The organism is Paracoccus alcaliphilus, from assembly GCF_028553725.1.
In the GTDB taxonomy this organism is placed as follows: domain Bacteria; phylum Pseudomonadota; class Alphaproteobacteria; order Rhodobacterales; family Rhodobacteraceae; genus Paracoccus; species Paracoccus alcaliphilus.
In genome coordinates, this window is record NZ_CP067124.1 from 1,396,546 (window position 1) to 1,413,849 (window position 17,304).

Consider the following 17,304-nt stretch of genomic DNA (forward strand, 5'->3'; position numbering starts at 1 on the left):
GGGGGCGCGAGACGCCCGGGAAAAATCCATCGCCATTTTCCGCCGCCCCGCCCGGCCCGCCCGCGCCCGACACCCAAACCACCCGCCTCATCTTTGGTGTGAAAATATCCCGGGGGGTCGCGCGCAGCGCGACGGGGCAGCGCCCCGGCAACCGACCCGCCAATGCGGCCGGTTCAGTTGGCCTTCTGGCGCGGTCGGAAGGGCAGGGGCATGACCGGCACGCCGTCCTCGACCAGCGCGCGGGCCTCGTCGGGACGGGCCTCGCCATGGATGGCGCGGGCCGGGCTGCGGCCTTCATGCATGGCGCGGGCCTCGTCGGCAAAGCTCAGCCCGACATAATCCGAGTTCTGTTCGACATGCTGGCGCAACCTGTCCAGCGCGGTCTCGATATCCGATTGCGGGGCCGTCAGGCTGGGCCGCTCGGCGGGCACGGCAGGGGCCATCAGCGCCTTTTCCACCTTGGCATTGCCGCAGATGGCGCAGCCGACCTGACCGGCAGCCCTCATCGTCTCGAACCCGTCCGAGGACCGGAACCAGCTGTCGAACTCATGCCCATTCTCGCAGCGAAGATTGTAACGGATCATGTGACTACTCGGCTTTACTGCCCCTGTATATCGTTTCTGTCGCGGGTATTCGCAAGATCGCGAAGCCGCGCGATCAGGGACGCGGGATTGCCTGCGCGCCGGTCCAGCACCGCGCGGGCGGCATGTCCCATCCGCTGCGCCTGCGCCGGATCAGCGGCCAGCCGGGCCACCGTGGCGCCCAGATCCTGCGGATGAAGCTGCCGCGCGGCCCCGGCCTGCGCCAGCGCCGCAAAGCCTTCGGCATGGTTGCTGACATGGGGGCCGTGCAGGATCGCGCAGCGCCATGCGGCAGGCTCCCACGGGGTGTGCCCGCCCCGGTCGGTCAGCGTGCCGCCGATGAAACAGATGCCTGCAGCCGCATACCAGCGCGACATCTCGCCCAATGTATCGGCCAGCAGCACCGGCCCGCTTTCCGCCCCACCCGACCGCCGCGCCACGGTCAACCCGCGCGCCGCGATCAGCGTCGCGATCTCATCACCGCGTCTCGGGTGGCGGGGGGCCAGGATCAGCCGCAGATCGGGGCAGGACTGCCGCGCGGCCAGCCAGGCATCAAGGATCACGCCGTCCTCGCCCTCATGAGTCGAGGCAGCCAGCCACACGCGGTCCCGCGCCGGATCGTCGGGCGGCGGCGCAATCGCGGCGGGGGCCAGCAGCTTCAGGTCCAGACGCGGCAGGATCGCGGCTTGCGGCAGGCCAAGGGCGCGCAACCGCTCCTCGCTGCCCGCATCCTGCGCCGACAGCGCCTCGATCCGGCCCAGAACCGGCGCGATCAGGCCGCGCAATCGCCCCCAGCGCACCGCCGAGCGGGCCGAGATCCGCGCCCCGATCATCGCCTGCGGCACGCCCCGCGCCGCCAGCATGCGCGAACGCAGCGGCCAGAACTCGCCCTCGACGGTCAGCGCCAGACGGGGGCGGGCGGCGTCCAGAAACCGCCCCAGCGCGCCCGGCACATCCAGCGGCGCCAGCCGCGCAGGCAGACCCCATCCCGCGGCCATGTCGCGCCCGGTCGGGCTGTTGGCCGTCACCAGAACCTGCGCCGATCCGGCCAGCGCCTCGATGATGATGCGGGCGGAAACCAGCTCTCCGACCGAGGCGCCATGCACCCAGATATCCGCCTGCGGGGGCGGATCGTCCAGCACCAGCCGCTGCCGCAGTGTTTCGCCTCCGCCCATCATGGCGCGCAGCCGCAGGCCGGTTTCGGCAAGGCGGGCGGCGGCGGTGTGAATCATCGTCTGAACTCCGGTTGGCGGCCCGCCTATCTAGGGCGTCGGACAATGGCTTGGGAAGGCTGTGCTTTTGTGCCGGTCAGAAGGTTCTCTCATAACCATTTGTAAGAGAATGAAAAACCACAAAAATGGCAGAAAAATCGCCAATACACGATAAAGACAGTGGACATTTCGCTATTTTAGAGCATTCTGAAGAACAGGAAAGCGGGCCCTGGGCCCGCATCACGCATGAAGGACGACCGCAGATGACCGCGCTTGACCTTATCGACCGCAAGATCGTCGCCGAACTGATGCGCGACGCGACGATGCCTGTCGCCCGGATCGCGGATCGGGTGGGGCTGACGCAGACCCCCTGCTGGAAACGCATCCAGAAGCTGGAGGCGACCGGCGTGCTGACCGGTCGCGTCGCTTTGGCCAATCCCGCCCGTCTGGGCTTTGGCCTGACCGTCTTTGTCGGCGTCGAGGCCCCCGATCACAGCAGCGAATGGCGCCAGCAATTCTCGCGCGCGATCGACACCATGCCCGAGATCATGGAGGTTTACCGCATGGCCGGGGAGCTGGATTACCTGCTGCGGGTTTCGGTCTCGGACATGGCCGATTTCGACCGGCTGTATCGCGACCTGACCGATGCCGTGCCGATCAAGAACATCACTTCGCATTTCGTGATGGAGAGGATGCGGTTCTCGACCAGCTATCCGGTCGATACCCGCAACCGCTAAGGCAGGCCGCGCCTGTTGGCGCAATCAGCTACCGGATCGCTTGACAGGGCGGGGCGGCTGCGCCATGCCGTTATCAGCTTCGGTTCCGGTTCGCGCCGGATGAAAAGGGAACGCCGGTGCGTGCCCTTCGCCATCTGGCGAAAGGTGCAAATCCGCGGCTGCCCCCGCAACTGTAAGCGGTGAGCGATGGCCCTCCATGCCACTGGACGCAGTCCGGGAAGGCGGCCAAAGCGATGATCCGCAAGCCAGGAGACCTGCCGGTGCGCTCACCCATTTCCGGCGCGGGGCGCGCACGGAAAGCGGCCACTCCGCAGAGGTGACAGCCACCGTGACCGCGGCGGGCCGTCCCGGCCTGATCCGCAGTCTGCATCTGCAAACCGCAGGCCAGGCCTGCGCTGGAAAGGCCCTGTCATGTTTCGTGACCGCAATTGTTCCCTGATCGCCCTGACCGTCGCCCTGACGCCCTTTGCCGCGATGGCGCAGGATGGTGCGCTGATGCTGGATGAGATCGTGATCTCGGGCGGGATGAGCCCGGTGGCCGCCGATGGCTATGGTCGCGCCCATACGGTGCTGACCGGTGACGAGATCGAGGCGCGCGGCATCGCCACCGTTCAGGATGCGCTGCGCGGCGTGCCGGGCGTTTCCGTCACTTCGACCGGAGAGACGCTGACCGGCATCCGCATCCGGGGCGGAGAGGCCAACCATGTGCTGGTGCTGATCGACGGGGTCGAGGCCAATTCCCCCGGCCAGGGGAACTATATCTTCAGCGGTATGTTGACCGACAATATCGAGCGGATCGAGATCCTGCGCGGCCCGCAATCCTCGATTCACGGGCCCAACGCCGCCTCGGGCGTGATCTCGATCACCACCCGCCGGGCCGACGCGCCGGGTCTGTCCTATGGCGGTGGCGTAGAACTGGGCGGTCAGGGCACTCGCGCTGCTAATGCCTATCTTCGCGCGGCGGGTGAGCGCGGCGCGATCAGCTTGTCCATCGCCAGCCGCCACACCGATGGCGACGACACCTCGCGCACCCCCGGTGGCGATCGCGATTTCAACGACCGCGAGGCGCTGGCGCTTAATGGTTCCTACGATCTGGGCGACGGGATCAGCACCGGTTTCACCCTGCGCCGAAGCTGGCAGAAATACGGTTATGATCAAGCCGGCTCATATGATGAGGACGGCGCGTGGGAGCCGGTGGATGACCCCGACGATTACGTCATCGACGCCCCGCTGACCGCCGACCGGGACGAGGTCTATGGCTCGCTCTGGCTGGAGGCCGAGGCGATGGGCGGCAGGCTGCTGAACCGGCTGACCGTGACCGGCGTGAATCAGGATACCGATCATTTCAGGGACGGCGTGCCGGATTACGACGATGCTTCGCGTCGTCGCGAACTTCGCCTTGGTGCGACATGGGCCATTGACGGTAATGATGCCCGCAATGCCGCGCAAAAGCTGAATTTCGCCGCCAGCAAGCGGCGCGAGACCTATCGGGCCTCATTCGCACCGGGCGGCGATTACGAACGTGACATGACTTCGCTGGCGTTGGAATATCAGGGCGGTTTCGACAACGGCGCCAGTGTTCAGGCCGGTATCCGGCGCGATCTGAACGATGTCTTTCGCGACGCGACCTCGTGGAACCTTGCCGCTGCGTGGCAGGCGCCGGAGCGCGATCTGCGGCTTCGCGCTGCCATCGGCCGGGCCACGGTCAATCCGACCATGTTCGAACAATATGGTTATATCCCCGGCAGTTATGAGGGCAACCCGGACCTGACGCCGGAAACCAGCCTCGGATATGAAATCGGCGCCGATCTGGGTTTTGCCGACGGGCGCGGGCAGGCTGGGCTGACCGTCTTTACCAGCAAGGTCGAGGACATGATTATTGGCACCGGCGAAACCTCGGTCAATATCGACGGCACCAGCACCCGCAAGGGTTTTGAGCTGACCGCCGACATGCAGGTGACCGGCAATTTCCGCATTGGCGCCGATTACACCTATAACGATGCGAGAAAAGAGGATGGCGGTGTCCTTGCCCGTGTGCCGCGCCACGAGGCACATCTGCGCGCGCGGGTCGATTTTGCGCAAGGTCGCGGCGCGGTCACGGCCGAGTTGCGTCATGTCGCCGGCAATCATGATGAAGAATGGTTTCGCAGCTTTGCCCCGGACACCACCAAGCTTCCCGATTTCACCACCGTCAACCTTGCGGCCCATTATGACCTGACCGACCATGTCCGCCTGTCGGGCCGGGTGGTGAACCTGTTCGACAAGGATTATTCCGAGGCATGGGGCTATTACGGGCAGGGCCGCACGGCCTATGTCGGGCTGTCCGCCAGATGGTGAGGCGCTGGCTGCTGGCCGCCTGCCTTGCGGGCGGCATTGGCGCAGGTGCCGGGGCCGCGCCGCCGCAGCGTGTGCTGTCGATGAACCTCTGCACCGATCAGTTGGCGATGATGCTGGCCGCGCCGGGGCAGTTGGTCTCGGTCAGTCATCTGGCGCTGGACCCGCGCGCCTCGGCCATGACGCGCGAGGCGGCGGGCTATGAGGTCAATCACGGGCTGGCCGAAGAGGTGTTTCTGATGCAGCCCGATCTGGTGCTGGCGGGGCGCTATACCTCGCGGACGGCGGTGGATATGTTGCGGCGGCTGGAGGTGCCTGTCGAGGAGTTCGACATCGTGAGCGACCTTGACGGGCTGCGCCACGGCATCCGCCGGATGGGGCAGGTGCTGGGCCGAGAGGCCGAGGCGCAGCGGATCATCCAAGGATTCGACGCCGATCTGGCGCGGCTGGGCGATGCCGAGGGAAAGGACCCCAGCGCCGCGCTTTATTCCGCGAATGGTTACAGTTCCGGCGATTCCAGTCTGGCGGGGCAGATCCTGCTGACGGCAGGCTTTCGCAATATCGCCGCCGATGCGGGCATCCCCTTTGGCGGCTTCCTGCCGCTGGAATTGCTGGTGCTGGCCGACCCCGATCTGGTGGTGCTGGACAGCCGCAATCATGGCGCGTCGCGCGCCGAAGAGATCTATGACCATCCCGCCCTGCGGCAGGTCATGGCGCAAAGCCCGGTGGAAACCGTCAGCGACCGCGACTGGATCTGCGGCACTCCGCATGTGCTGCGCGCCATCGAGACCCTGGCCCGGGCGCGGGCGGCACTGGTGGGCGGGCAATGACCAGGCGCGCGCAGGGGCGCAATCATCTGCTGCTGGCGGCGCTGGCGGTTCTGGTCGCGGCGCTGTGTCTGGCGTCCCTGCTGATCGGGCCGTCGGGCCTGTCTGCGCGTCTGGCGCTGCCTGCGTTGCTGGGGCAGGGCGATCCGATGCTGGTTCTGGTCATGCAAGAGGTCCGCTTGCCGCGCGCGCTGCTGGCGGTGATGGTCGGCGCGGCGCTGGGGCTGTCGGGGGCGGTGTTGCAGGGGTTCCTGCGCAACCCGCTGGCCGAGCCGGGGCTGATCGGCACATCGGCCTCGGCCGCGCTGGGGGCGGTGCTGGCCATCCATACCGGACTGGCGGCGGCATGGGCGCCGGGCCTGCCGCTGGCGGCGCTGGCGGGGGCGCTGGTCTCGGTCCTGCTGATCCTGCTGCTGGCCGGGCCGCGTGGGGGAACGCTGGTGCTGATTCTGGCGGGGATCGCGATTTCGGCGCTGGCCGGGGCGGGCACCTCGCTGGTGCTGAACCTGTCGCCCAACCCCTTTGCCGCCAATGAGATCGTGTTCTGGATGATGGGCTCGCTGGCGGATCGCTCGATGCTGCATGTCTGGACGGCGGCGCCGCTGATGGTGCTGGGGCTGGTGCTGCTGACCGGTGTCGGACGGGCGCTGGACGCGCTGACACTGGGCGAGGATGCGGCGGCCAGTCTGGGCATCCGGCTGGGGCGGCTGCGGTTGGGCATCGTCGCGGGTGTCGCGGCGCTGATCGGGGCGGCGACGGCGGTCGCGGGGGCCATCGGCTTTGTCGGGCTGGTGGTGCCGCATCTGCTGCGGCCTCTGGTCGGGGCCAGCCCGGCGCGGCTGATCCCGGCCTCGGCGCTTGGCGGGGCGGCGATGGTGCTGGCCGCCGATATCGCCGTGCGGCTGATCCTGCCGGGCCGCGATCTGAAACTGGGGGTGCTGACCGCGCTGATCGGCGCGCCGTTCTTTCTGCACCTGATCCTCAAGACACGGAGGCAGGGGCTGTGAGCATCTTGCTGGACCTGTCCGGGCTGTCCGTGCGCCGCAATGGCCGCGCGGTGATCGAGGGCGTCGATCTGCGCATCGGGGCCGGTGAATTCGTCGGTCTGCTGGGGCCGAATGGCGCGGGCAAGACGACGCTGCTGCGCGGGGCATTGGGGTTGCTGCCCGCGACCGGGCATTCCTCGCTGGTGGCGATGGGGCAGGCACTGCGGGCGCGGGCGGTGGCCTTCATGCCGCAAGGGCGCGACATTGCCTGGCCGATGCCGGTCGAGGCGCTGGTGGCGCTTGGCCGCATCGCCCATCCCGGCGCGGCGGGGGATGCCGACCGCGCCGCCATCGAACGCGCCATCGCCGCGCTGCAACTGGAGCCCCTGCGTCACCGCCCCGCAACCCGGCTGTCGGGGGGCGAACAGGCGCGGGTGCTGATCGCGCGGGCGCTGGCGCAGGAAACCCCGCTGCTGCTGGCGGATGAGCCGATCGCCGGGCTGGACCCGGCGGCCCAGATACAGGTGATGCGGCTGTTTGCGGGGCTGGCAGGGCAGGGTGGCGCGGTGCTGGCCTCGTTGCACGATCTGGGGCTGGCGGCGCGGCACTGCACCCGGCTGGTGATGCTGCATCAGGGGCGGATCGCTGCCGACGGGTCGCCCGAACAGGTGCTGACGGCGGATAACCTGGCCTGCGTCTTTGGCATCAGGGCGCATCTGTCGCAGGGTGCGGACGGCCTGCTGTTCCAGCCGCTTGATACGATGACCTGAGACCCGGATCCCGCGACGCCACAAAGCCGCCGCCGAAAAACCAAAAGGCCGAACCCGCGAAGGTCCGGCCTTTTGGTTGTTTGGAGCGGGCGATGAGATTCGAACTCACGACCCTAACCTTGGCAAGGTTATGCTCTACCCCTGAGCTACGCCCGCATCCTGTCCCGAAAGCATCGCCTTCGGTGAGCGGTGATTTATGGGACTGCGCCGGGGGGTGCAAGGGGTAAAAGCGGCTTTGCGGCGATTTTTTTCATCCGCTTGACATGGGCGGAGCGGCTGCCCAGCCTTGGCCCCGCAAAAGGTAAGGACAAGGCGCATGGCCGATCATCTTGCCCGGTTCGTCAGGCAATCCCTGCAAGCGGGCCAAAGCCGCGACGCCATCGCCAGGGCGCTGAGCGATGCGGGCTGGTCGGGGGCCGAGATCCGCGATGCGCTGGACGGCTGGGGCGATTCCGCAGCAGGACTGCCGCCGGTGCCGCGCCCGCGTGCGACGGTTTCCGCCCGCGACGCGGTGATCTACGGGCTGCTGTTCGTCTCGTTGGTGATCCTGTCCTGGCATATCGTGCAGCTGGGCTTTGGCGTGATCGAATCGCTGCTGCCCTATCTGGACGACTCCATGCCTCCGGTCGGCCGGATGCGATGGGCCATTGCCGCGCTGCTGGCCTTCCTGCCGGTTTTCGTGCTGCTGGATCGGCGGGTGGCGCGTGCCTCGGGGGGCGATCCCGGCCAGAGGCGGTCGCTGGTGCGGCGCTGGTTCGCCTCGGCCGCGCTGCTGATCTCGGCGCTGGTGCTGCTGGGCGATCTGGTGGCGACGCTCTATGCCGCGCTGACCGGCGACATGACGCTGCGCTTTGCGCTCAAGGCGCTGCTGGTCGCCGTAATGGGCGGGCTGGTGCTGGCCTATTATCGCGGGGATCTGGATGGCTGAGCAGCGAAAGAACCCCGCCGTCTGGGCCATCGTCGCGCTGGCGGCCGGCACCATCATCGCCGGGCTAGCGGTGACCGGAGGCCCGATGCAGGGCCGGGCCGAGCGGCGCGACCAGACCAGAATGTCTGACATCGCCGCCATGTCGCGGCAGGCCCATTGCCTTGCCAATGCCGAATCGCGCGTGGATGGCGATCTGTCGGCCACCGCCCTGTGTCCCGACGCGCCCCGGATGCAGGACCCTTTCAGCGATGCGCCCTATCAGGTCGAGGTGCTGGACCCGCGTCACCTGCGGCTTTGCGCGGCGTTCGAGCAGGAGAGAGAGCGTTACCCCGGTCTGGGCGAATGGCGGGATGGCTGCGTCGTCATCGAGTTGCGCGCGGGGGAATAGCGGGGACTGACGAAATCGGTGTCGGAAAGGGGGGGCTTTGCCCCCCGCCCTCTTGCAGAGGACTCCCCCCAAGGTATTTTCAAGGAGTGCGAGGAGGGTCGCGCCCGATCCGGCCCAGGTGGGTGTCGTGAAAGCCACTGGACTCTTTCAGCCCGTAGCCCAAGGCGCGATCCGCGCCGACATGGGTGATCCAGACGGCACCTGCTGCGATCAGCGCGGGCATCCCCGCCAGCAGCCCGATCAGGGCCAGAAACAGCCCCCAGGCATAGAGATGCGCCAGATTATACAGCGCCGCGCCGATTCGCGGCCCGGCCAGATAGCCCAGCATCGCCAGATCGGGCGCCAGCAGCAGAACCGGCCACAGCCAAAGCGGCCAGCCCGGTGATACGGCGCCGGCCAGCGCAAGGGCAGTGATGGCCAACGCCGCGCCCTCGACCCGTTGCCACGCGACGGTGTTCATTCGGCGGCGCGGATGCGGGCGGGTTTCAACATCTGGGCGAGATAGCGCCCGGTATGGCTTTCCTCGGACTGGGCGACCTGTTCGGGGGTGCCGGTGGCGATGATGCGCCCGCCGCCGTCGCCGCCTTCGGGGCCGATGTCGATGATCCAGTCGGCGGTCTTGATGACATCGAGGTTGTGCTCGATCACCACCACCGTGTTGCCCTCGTCCACCAGATGATGCAGCACTTCCAGCAGCTTGCGCACATCCTCGAAATGCAGGCCCGTCGTGGGTTCATCGAGGATATAGAGTGTGCGGCCGGTGGACCTGCGCGACAGTTCCTTGGACAGCTTGACCCGCTGCGCCTCGCCGCCCGACAGGGTCGTCGCCTGCTGACCGACCTTCACATAGCCAAGGCCCACCTGCACCAGCGCATCCATCTTTTCGCGGATCGCGGGAACGGCGGTAAAGAATTGCTGCGCGTCCTCGACCGTCATGTCCAGAACATCGGCGATGCTTTTGCCCTTGAACAGGATTTCCAGCGTCTCGCGGTTATAGCGTCTGCCCTTGCAGGTCTCGCATTCGACATAGACATCGGGCAGGAAGTGCATCTCGATCTTGATGACGCCGTCGCCCTGACAGGCCTCGCAGCGGCCACCCTTGACGTTGAAGCTGAACCGGCCGGGCTTGTAGCCGCGCGCCTTGGATTCTGGCAGCCCGGCATACCAGTCGCGGATCGGCGTATAGGCGCCGGTATAGGTGGCCGGGTTCGACCGGGGCGTGCGGCCGATGGGGCGCTGGTCGATGTCGATCACCTTGTCCAGATGTTCCAGCCCCTTGATCGTCTGGCAGGGGGCGGGGGTCTGGCGGGCGCCGTTCAACCGCAGGCTGGCGGTCTTGAACAGGGTTTCTATGGTCAGGGTGGATTTTCCGCCGCCGGACACGCCGGTGACGCAGACGAATTTGCCCAACGGGAATTCGGCGGTCACGTCCTTGAGGTTGTTGCCGGTCGCGCCGACGACGGTCACCTTCTTGCCGTTGCCCTTGCGGCGTTCCACCGGCACGGCGATTTCGCGGGTGCCCGACAGGTATTGTCCGGTCAGGCTGGCCGGGTCGGCGGCGATCTGGTCGGGGGTGCCGTGGCTGACCACGTTGCCGCCATGCACGCCCGCGCCGGGGCCCATGTCAAAGACATAATCGGCATGGCGGATCGCATCCTCGTCATGTTCGACGACGATGACCGAGTTACCCTGATCGCGCAGCCCCTTCAGCGTATCCAGCAGCCGGTCATTGTCGCGCTGATGCAGCCCGATGGAGGGCTCATCCAGCACATACAGCACCCCGGTCAGGCCCGAGCCGATCTGGCTGGCCAGCCGGATACGTTGGCTTTCGCCGCCCGACAGCGTGCCCGCCGCGCGCGACAGCGTCAGATAGTCCAGCCCGACATTCACAAGGAAGCCAAGCCTTTCGCGGATTTCCTTGAGGATCGCGGTGGCAATCTCGTTCTTCTGTTTCGACAGGCTGGCGGGGGCGGCCTCGACCCATGCCAGGGCCTCGCGGATCGACAGCTCGACCACCTGACCGATATGGTTGCCGGCGATTTTGACCGCCAGCGCCTCGGGCTTCAGGCGATAGCCCGCGCAGGCGCCGCAGGGGCGGTTGTTCTGATACCGCTCGAATTCCTCGCGCACCCAGTTGCTGTCGCTTTCGCGCAGACGGCGTTCCATGTTGGGGATCACGCCCTCGAACACGCGGGCGATCTGATAAACCCGGCCCGCATCGTCGAAACGGAACTGGATTTCCTCCTTGCCAGAGCCGCGCAGGAACATCTGCTGCACCGCCTCGGGCAGGTCCTTCCACGGGGTTTTCTTGTCGAAACCGTAATGTTTCGCCAACGCATTGACGGTCTGGGTAAGATAGGCGGATTTCGACTTGGCCCAGGGCGCGATGGCACCCTTGTCCACCGACAGCGCGGCGTCGGGAACGACAAGGCGTTCGTCGAAGAACAGCTCCATCCCCAGCCCGTCGCAGACCGGGCAGGCACCATAGGGGGCGTTGAAGGAAAACAGCCGTGGCTCGATCTCGGGGATGGTAAAGCCGCTGACCGGGCAGGCGAAGTTTTCCGAAAACGTGATCCGCTCAGGTTCATCGGTGGCGGTTTCCAGCACGGCGATGCCATCGGCCAGATCCAGCGCGGTGCGCAGCGAATCGGCCAGCCGCGTCTCCAGCCCCTCGCGCACGACGATCCGGTCCACCACCACGTCGATATTGTGGCGGAATTTCTTGTCCAGCACCGGTGGCTCGTCCAGCTCGTGAAACTGCCCGTTCACCTTGACCCGCTGAAAGCCCTGCTTGCGCAGCTCAAGGAACTCTTTCTTGTACTCACCCTTGCGGTCGCGAACGATGGGGGCCAGCAGATAGGCCCGCGTGCCGTCCTCCATCGCCATGATCCGGTCCACCATGTCCTGCACCTGCTGCGCCTCGATCGGCAGGCCGGTGGCGGGGGAATATGGCGTGCCGGCGCGGGCGAACAAGAGCCGCAGATAGTCGTAGATTTCCGTGACCGTTCCGACGGTCGAGCGGGGGTTCTTCGAGGTCGTCTTCTGCTCGATGCTGATCGCCGGGGAGAGGCCGCTGATGTGGTCCACATCCGGCTTGCCCATCATGTCGAGGAACTGCCGCGCATAGGCCGACAGACTTTCGACATAGCGGCGCTGCCCCTCGGCATAGATCGTGTCGAAGGCAAGGCTGGATTTGCCGCTGCCCGACAGGCCGGTGATGACCACCAGCCGGTCGCGCGGAATGTCCATGTCCACGCCTTTCAGATTGTGTTCGCGCGCGCCGCGCACCTCGATGAACTTCTGCTCCATGGGCGTAGCCTTTCCCGACCAAGCGCATCAGATAATCATGCGGCTTGAAAAAGCAACCGGAAAATGAGAACGTAGCGTGAACTTCTGGAAAGAGCGAGGGAATCATCATGGCGCGTGTGGATTATTCCGGCAGTTGCCAATGCGGTGCCATAGCCTTCGAGGTTGCGGCCGATCTGGATCAGGCGATCACCTGCAACTGTTCGCGCTGCAGCAGGCTGGGCTGGGCGCTGACCTTTGTACCGGGGGCGGATTTCCGGCTGGTGAAGGACGGGCCGACCACCGAATATCTGTTCAATAACCACGCGATTTCGCACCGTTTCTGCCCGGTCTGCGGCGTTCAGACCCATGCCACGGGACAGCAGGACGGGGCGGAAATCGTCGCGATCAATATCAACTGTCTTGATGGCGTGGACGCGCGCAATCTGCCCGCGCAGCATGTCGATGGTGCCAGCCGTTAAGGCAGCGCGATACTGATTCCTGCCGGTTTCCCTACGACTATGTGCCGAGGGGAGAAATGCTTGCGCTGCATCGCGGCACCGCTAGGATGCCCCGAATCGAGAAGGGGGACGGCATGTTTCAGAAGATTCTAGTTGCGAACCGTGGCGAGATTGCGATCCGTGTTCTGCGTGCCGCGAACGAGCTGGGCAAGCGGACGGTCGCTGTCTATGCCGAGGAAGACAAGCTGGGGCTGCACCGTTTCAAGGCGGATGAGGCCTATCGGATCGGCGAGGGGCTGGGGCCGGTGGCGGCCTATCTGAGCATCCCCGAGATCATCCGGGTGGCCAAGGAATCCGGCGCGGATGCGATCCATCCGGGCTATGGGCTGTTGTCGGAAAACCCCGATTTCGTCGATGCCTGCAAGGCCGCCGGGATCACCTTCATCGGGCCGCGCGCGGATACGATGCGGGCCCTGGGCGACAAGGCCAGCGCGCGGCGCGTGGCGATCGAGGCGGGCGTGCCGGTGATCCCCGCGACGGAAGTGCTGGGCGAGGATTTCGACGCCATCAGGCGTGAGGCCGAGGCGGTGGGCTATCCGCTGATGCTGAAGGCGTCATGGGGCGGCGGCGGGCGCGGGATGCGGCCGATCAATGGCCCCGATGAGCTGGTCGAGAAGGTCCGCGAGGGCCGGCGCGAGGCCGAGGCCGCCTTCGGCAATGGCGAGGGCTATCTGGAAAAGATGATCCTGCGCGCCCGCCATGTCGAGGTGCAGCTCTTGGGCGACACGCATGGCGGTCTCTATCATCTGTATGAACGCGACTGCACCGTTCAGCGCCGCAACCAGAAGGTGGTGGAACGCGCCCCCGCCCCCTATCTGAGCGACGAGCAGCGCGCCGAGGTCTGCGCGCTGGCGCTGAAGATCGGGCAGGCGGTCGGTTATCAGAACGCTGGCACGGTCGAATTCCTGATGGATATGGACAGCCAGCAGTTCTATTTCATCGAGGTGAACCCGCGCGTTCAGGTCGAGCATACCGTCACCGAGGAAGTGACCGGCATCGACATCGTGCAGGCCCAGATCAGGATCGCCGAGGGCGCGACGCTGGCCGAGGCCACCGGCCACGCCTCGCAGGACCAGATCACCCTGTCGGGCCATGCGCTGCAATGCCGGGTCACGACCGAGGATCCGCAGAACAACTTCATCCCCGATTACGGCCGCATCACCGCCTATCGCAGCGCCACCGGCATGGGGATCCGGCTGGATGGCGGCACCGCCTATTCCGGCGGGGTGATCACGCGATACTATGATTCGCTGCTGGTCAAGGTGACGGCCTGGGCGCAGACGCCGGATCAGGCGATCAAGCGGATGGACCGGGCGCTGCGCGAGTTCCGGGTGCGCGGGGTTTCCACCAATATCGATTTCGTCATCAACCTGCTGAAACATCCGGTCTTTCTTGACGATACCTATACGACCAAGTTCATCGACACGACGCCGGACCTGTTCACCTTCGGCAAGCGGCGCGACCGGGCGACCAAGATCCTGACCTATCTGGCCGATATCACGGTGAACGGTCACCCCGAGACGGCAGGCCGCAAGATGCCGGTCGCGCAGGCCCGCCCGCCGATCCCGCCCGCGCCGGCCATCGAATCGGGGACCGATCCCGCGCCGGGCACCCGGCAGCTGCTGGAAGAAAAGGGCGCGCAGGCCGTGGCCGACTGGATGGCGGCGCAAAGCCGGCTGCTGATCACCGACACGACCATGCGCGACGGGCACCAGTCGCTGCTGGCGACACGGATGCGGTCGATCGACATGATCCGGGTGGCGCCCTCTTACGCCGCCAATCTGCCGCAGCTGTTCAGCGTCGAATGCTGGGGCGGCGCGACCTTCGATGTGGCCTATCGCTTCTTGCAGGAATGTCCGTGGCAGCGGCTGCGCGATATCCGCGCGCATATGCCGAACCTGATGACGCAGATGCTGCTGCGCGCCAGCAATGGCGTGGGTTACACCAATTATCCCGACAATGTGGTGCAGTCCTTCGTGCGCCAGGCGGCGGCGACCGGGGTGGATGTGTTCCGCGTTTTCGACAGCCTGAACTGGGTCGAGAACATGCGCGTCGCCATGGATGCGGTGATCGAATCGGGCAAGATCTGCGAAGGCTCGGTCTGCTATACCGGCGACATGCTGGACCCGGACCGGGCCAAATACGACCTGAAATACTATATCCGCACCGCGCAGGATCTGAAATCGGCGGGCGCGCATGTGCTGGGCCTGAAGGACATGGCGGGCCTGCTGAAACCCGCCGCCGCGCGGATGCTGATCCGGGCGCTGAAGGAAGAGGTCGGGCTGCCGGTGCATTTCCACACCCATGACACCAGCGGGCTGGCCGGGGCCACGATCCTGGCGGCGGCCGATGCGGGCGTCGATGCCGTCGATGTGGCGATGGATGCGTTTTCCGGCGGCACCTCGCAGCCCTGTCTGGGTTCGGTGGTCTCGGCGCTGTCGGGCACCGATCGCGACACCGGGCTGGATATCGCCGCGATCCGCCAGATCAGCAATTACTGGGAGCGGGTGCGGGAAAACTATGCGGCCTTCGAGGCCGGCCTTCAGGCCCCGGCCTCCGAGGTCTGGCTGCACGAGATGCCCGGCGGCCAGTTCACCAATCTCAAGGCGCAGGCGCGCTCGATGGGGCTGGAGGATCGCTGGCACGAGATCGCGCAGACCTATGCCGATGTGAACCGGATGTTCGGCGATATCGTCAAGGTCACGCCCAGTTCCAAGGTGGTGGGCGACATGGCGCTGATGATGGTGGCGCAGCATCTGACGCCGCAGCAGGTGATGGATCCGGCCACCGAGGTCAGCTTTCCCGACAGCGTCATCGACATGATGCGCGGCAATCTGGGCCAGCCCCCCGGCGGCTGGCCCGAGGCCATTCAGAAGAAGGTGCTGAAGGGCGAGGCCCCGATCACCGACCGCCCCGGCGCGCATCTGCCGCCGGTGGATCTGGAGGTCACCCGCGCCCGGCTGGCCGAGGAACTGGACGGCAAGACCATCGATAACGAGGATCTCAACGGTTATCTGATGTATCCCAAGGTGTTCACCGACTATATGGCGCGGCACGAGACCTATGGCCCGGTGCGGACCCTGCCGACGCGCGCCTTCTTCTATGGGATGGAACCGGGAGATCAGATCTCGGTCGAGATCGATCCCGGCAAGACGCTGGAAATCCAGATGCTGACGCTGGGTGAGACCGACGAGAAGGGTCAGGTCAAGGTCTTCTTCGAGCTGAACGGCCAGCCGCGTCAGGTCCGGGTTCCGAACCGCAAGGCGACCGGCACGGCGGCGGCGCGTCCCAAGGCGGACCCATCGAACGCGGGCCATATCGGCGCGCCGATGCCGGGCGTGGTGGCCTCGGTCGCGGCCACGGCGGGTCAGGTGGTGCATCAGGGCGATCTGCTGCTGACCATCGAGGCGATGAAGATGGAAACCGGCCTGCACGCCGACCGCGACGGAACCGTCAAGGCCGTCCACGTCACACCAGGCGCCCAAATCGACGCAAAAGACCTGCTGGTCGAAATCGAATAGGGCTGGGGGGCTTTCCGCCTCATCGGACCATCGACGCGCCCCCTCGCCCGATTCGGGGGGGGGGCGCTGTAATTCCGCCCGCCCGTTCCGGGGCGCGGGCGGTTGCGGAATATCCCCCGCGCCATTGCATCCGTGGGCAGTCCGTTGCCGGCGGGTGACGCAGCGTCCGCTTGCGGCAGGCCCGGCTTTGCGTGCCGGATCAGGCACCCGCGAAAGCCCGAGGGGTAATTGACCCTGCCCGCAGTCGGGTCTAAACGGACCCTAGCCAACCCGTCGCGGGGCAGCTAGTGCATCCCCGCGACCGATTAGGGGAACACTCGCCCGTGGAAAACCTTCTGCAGGAATATTTGCCGATCCTCGTTTTTGCGGGCATGGCGTCTGCGCTGGCCCTCGTCCTGTTGCTGGCCGGTCTGGTGGTCGCGATCCGCAATCCCGATCCCGAAAAGGTCAGCGCCTATGAGTGCGGCTTCAACGCCTTCGACGATGCGCGGATGAAATTCGACGTCCGGTTCTATCTGGTGTCGATTCTGTTCATCATCTTCGACCTTGAGGTGGCCTTCCTGTTCCCCTGGGCGGTCAGCTTTGCCGGACTTTCCGATGTCGCATTCTGGTCGATGATGGTGTTCCTGGGCGTGCTGACCGTGGGCTTTGCCTATGAATGGAAGAAGGGGGCGCTGGAATGGGCGTGATGACCGGAGCAAATACCGCCGGCCCCGACCGCGAGGTCGCCACCGCCAGCCTGAACCGTGAATTGCAGGACAAGGGTTTCCTGCTGACCACGACCGAGGATATCATCAACTGGGCCCGCAACGGCAGCCTTCACTGGATGACCTTCGGGCTGGCCTGCTGCGCGGTCGAGATGATGCAGACCTCGATGCCGCGCTATGATCTGGAACGTTTCGGCACCGCGCCGCGCGCATCCCCGCGCCAGTCGGACCTGATGATCGTCGCCGGCACGCTGACCAACAAGATGGCCCCGGCGCTGCGCAAGGTCTATGACCAGATGCCCGAGCCGCGCTATGTCATCAGCATGGGCAGCTGCGCCAATGGCGGCGGCTATTACCATTACAGCTATTCGGTGGTGCGCGGCTGCGATCGCATCGTGCCGGTGGACATCTATGTTCCGGGCTGCCCGCCGACCGCCGAGGCGCTGCTTTACGGCATCCTGCAACTTCAGCGCCGCATCCGGCGCACCGGAACGCTGGTGAGGTAAGC

General features: G+C 66.1%; 15 protein-coding genes, 1 tRNA gene and 1 riboswitch. Of the genes, 11 read left to right on the forward strand and 5 right to left on the reverse strand.

What is annotated here, in order from left to right:
* Positions 1 to 173: 173 nt before the first annotated feature.
* Entirely contained in the window at positions 174 to 584 is a 411-nt protein-coding gene (locus tag JHW40_RS07080) for a DUF1178 family protein (RefSeq protein ID WP_090613193.1), read from the reverse strand.
* A gap of 14 nt (positions 585 to 598) precedes the next feature.
* Positions 599 to 1,813: a 3-deoxy-D-manno-octulosonic acid transferase gene (locus JHW40_RS07085; RefSeq protein ID WP_090613191.1), complete on the reverse strand. Its 1,215-nt coding sequence runs from the start codon at positions 1,811 to 1,813 to the stop codon at positions 599 to 601.
* A 242-nt stretch (positions 1,814 to 2,055) separates the two neighbouring features.
* Here JHW40_RS07085 and JHW40_RS07090 point away from each other — a divergent pair, with 242 nt between their 5' ends.
* The 5 genes from JHW40_RS07090 (at position 2,056) to JHW40_RS07110 (ending at position 7,446) form a co-directional block, all read left to right on the forward strand.
* Positions 2,056 to 2,529, forward strand: coding sequence for an Lrp/AsnC family transcriptional regulator (locus JHW40_RS07090; protein WP_090613188.1), 474 nt, complete (start codon positions 2,056 to 2,058; stop codon positions 2,527 to 2,529).
* Positions 2,530 to 2,592: 63 nt separating this feature from the next.
* Positions 2,593 to 2,805: riboswitch (cobalamin riboswitch) on the forward strand.
* A 135-nt stretch (positions 2,806 to 2,940) separates the two neighbouring features.
* The gene (locus JHW40_RS07095) at positions 2,941 to 4,866 is read left to right on the forward strand and encodes a TonB-dependent receptor plug domain-containing protein (RefSeq protein WP_090613186.1); all 1,926 of its coding nucleotides are present in this window, start codon (positions 2,941 to 2,943) and stop codon (positions 4,864 to 4,866) included.
* The gene (locus tag JHW40_RS07100; protein WP_090613183.1) at positions 4,860 to 5,693 is read left to right on the forward strand and encodes an ABC transporter substrate-binding protein; all 834 of its coding nucleotides are present in this window, start codon (positions 4,860 to 4,862) and stop codon (positions 5,691 to 5,693) included. The genes JHW40_RS07095 and JHW40_RS07100 overlap by 7 nt, the downstream gene beginning before the upstream one ends.
* Positions 5,690 to 6,697: a FecCD family ABC transporter permease gene (locus JHW40_RS07105; protein WP_090613181.1), complete on the forward strand. Its 1,008-nt coding sequence runs from the start codon at positions 5,690 to 5,692 to the stop codon at positions 6,695 to 6,697. The genes JHW40_RS07100 and JHW40_RS07105 overlap by 4 nt, the downstream gene beginning before the upstream one ends.
* A 5-nt stretch (positions 6,698 to 6,702) precedes the next feature.
* Complete coding sequence (locus tag JHW40_RS07110; RefSeq protein ID WP_090613229.1) at positions 6,703 to 7,446, forward strand: ABC transporter ATP-binding protein; 744 nt, start codon at positions 6,703 to 6,705, stop codon at positions 7,444 to 7,446.
* 81 nt (positions 7,447 to 7,527) lie between these two features.
* Here JHW40_RS07110 and JHW40_RS07115 read toward each other — a convergent pair.
* A tRNA-Gly gene (locus tag JHW40_RS07115) sits at positions 7,528 to 7,602 on the reverse strand.
* 160 nt (positions 7,603 to 7,762) lie between these two features.
* Between JHW40_RS07115 and JHW40_RS07120 the strand changes: the two genes are divergently transcribed.
* Together JHW40_RS07120 and JHW40_RS07125 are read left to right on the forward strand one after the other, a co-directional pair.
* Positions 7,763 to 8,374 (forward strand): DUF5671 domain-containing protein, encoded by a 612-nt coding sequence (locus tag JHW40_RS07120; protein ID WP_090613180.1) that lies wholly within the window; start codon positions 7,763 to 7,765, stop codon positions 8,372 to 8,374.
* Complete coding sequence (locus JHW40_RS07125; protein WP_090613177.1) at positions 8,367 to 8,762, forward strand: hypothetical protein; 396 nt, start codon at positions 8,367 to 8,369, stop codon at positions 8,760 to 8,762. The genes JHW40_RS07120 and JHW40_RS07125 overlap by 8 nt, the downstream gene beginning before the upstream one ends.
* Before the next feature lie 79 nt (positions 8,763 to 8,841).
* Here the strand turns inward: JHW40_RS07125 and JHW40_RS07130 are convergent, their stop codons facing one another.
* Together JHW40_RS07130 and uvrA are read right to left on the reverse strand one after the other, a co-directional pair.
* Complete coding sequence (locus tag JHW40_RS07130) at positions 8,842 to 9,222, reverse strand: DUF4260 domain-containing protein (RefSeq protein ID WP_090613175.1); 381 nt, start codon at positions 9,220 to 9,222, stop codon at positions 8,842 to 8,844.
* On the reverse strand, positions 9,219 to 12,071 hold the full coding sequence (gene uvrA, locus JHW40_RS07135; RefSeq protein ID WP_090613172.1) for an excinuclease ABC subunit UvrA: 2,853 nt from the start codon (positions 12,069 to 12,071) through the stop codon (positions 9,219 to 9,221). The genes JHW40_RS07130 and uvrA overlap by 4 nt, the downstream gene beginning before the upstream one ends.
* A gap of 107 nt (positions 12,072 to 12,178) precedes the next feature.
* Here uvrA and JHW40_RS07140 point away from each other — a divergent pair, with 107 nt between their 5' ends.
* From JHW40_RS07140 to JHW40_RS07155, 4 genes are all read left to right on the forward strand, one after another.
* Positions 12,179 to 12,529, forward strand: a complete 351-nt coding sequence (locus JHW40_RS07140) for a GFA family protein (protein ID WP_090613171.1) — start codon at positions 12,179 to 12,181, stop codon at positions 12,527 to 12,529.
* A gap of 113 nt (positions 12,530 to 12,642) precedes the next feature.
* On the forward strand, positions 12,643 to 16,089 hold the full coding sequence (gene pyc, locus JHW40_RS07145; protein ID WP_090613169.1) for a pyruvate carboxylase: 3,447 nt from the start codon (positions 12,643 to 12,645) through the stop codon (positions 16,087 to 16,089).
* Positions 16,090 to 16,412: 323 nt separating this feature from the next.
* A complete protein-coding gene (locus JHW40_RS07150; protein ID WP_090613166.1) occupies positions 16,413 to 16,778 on the forward strand; it encodes an NADH-quinone oxidoreductase subunit A in 366 nt (121 codons plus the stop codon).
* Complete coding sequence (locus tag JHW40_RS07155; RefSeq protein ID WP_090613164.1) at positions 16,769 to 17,302, forward strand: NuoB/complex I 20 kDa subunit family protein; 534 nt, start codon at positions 16,769 to 16,771, stop codon at positions 17,300 to 17,302. The genes JHW40_RS07150 and JHW40_RS07155 overlap by 10 nt, the downstream gene beginning before the upstream one ends.
* Positions 17,303 to 17,304 lie beyond the last annotated feature (2 nt).

Bases quoted from the DNA above. Each gene is read 5' to 3' on its own strand.
- JHW40_RS07140 (WP_090613171.1), top strand. From the start codon at position 12,179: ATGGCGCGTGTGGATTATTCCGGCAGTTGCCAATGCGGTGCCATAGCC.
- JHW40_RS07120 (WP_090613180.1), top strand. From the start codon at position 7,763: ATGGCCGATCATCTTGCCCGGTTCGTCAGGCAATCCCTGCAAGCGGGC.
- uvrA (WP_090613172.1), bottom strand. From the start codon at position 12,071: ATGGAGCAGAAGTTCATCGAGGTGCGCGGCGCGCGCGAACACAATCTG.
- JHW40_RS07155 (WP_090613164.1), top strand. From the start codon at position 16,769: ATGGGCGTGATGACCGGAGCAAATACCGCCGGCCCCGACCGCGAGGTC.
- JHW40_RS07125 (WP_090613177.1), top strand. From the start codon at position 8,367: ATGGCTGAGCAGCGAAAGAACCCCGCCGTCTGGGCCATCGTCGCGCTG.
- JHW40_RS07100 (WP_090613183.1), top strand. From the start codon at position 4,860: ATGGTGAGGCGCTGGCTGCTGGCCGCCTGCCTTGCGGGCGGCATTGGC.
- JHW40_RS07105 (WP_090613181.1), top strand. From the start codon at position 5,690: ATGACCAGGCGCGCGCAGGGGCGCAATCATCTGCTGCTGGCGGCGCTG.
- JHW40_RS07095 (WP_090613186.1), top strand. From the start codon at position 2,941: ATGTTTCGTGACCGCAATTGTTCCCTGATCGCCCTGACCGTCGCCCTG.
- JHW40_RS07090 (WP_090613188.1), top strand. From the start codon at position 2,056: ATGACCGCGCTTGACCTTATCGACCGCAAGATCGTCGCCGAACTGATG.
- JHW40_RS07080 (WP_090613193.1), bottom strand. From the start codon at position 584: ATGATCCGTTACAATCTTCGCTGCGAGAATGGGCATGAGTTCGACAGC.
- JHW40_RS07085 (WP_090613191.1), bottom strand. From the start codon at position 1,813: ATGATTCACACCGCCGCCGCCCGCCTTGCCGAAACCGGCCTGCGGCTG.
- pyc (WP_090613169.1), top strand. From the start codon at position 12,643: ATGTTTCAGAAGATTCTAGTTGCGAACCGTGGCGAGATTGCGATCCGT.
- JHW40_RS07130 (WP_090613175.1), bottom strand. From the start codon at position 9,222: ATGAACACCGTCGCGTGGCAACGGGTCGAGGGCGCGGCGTTGGCCATC.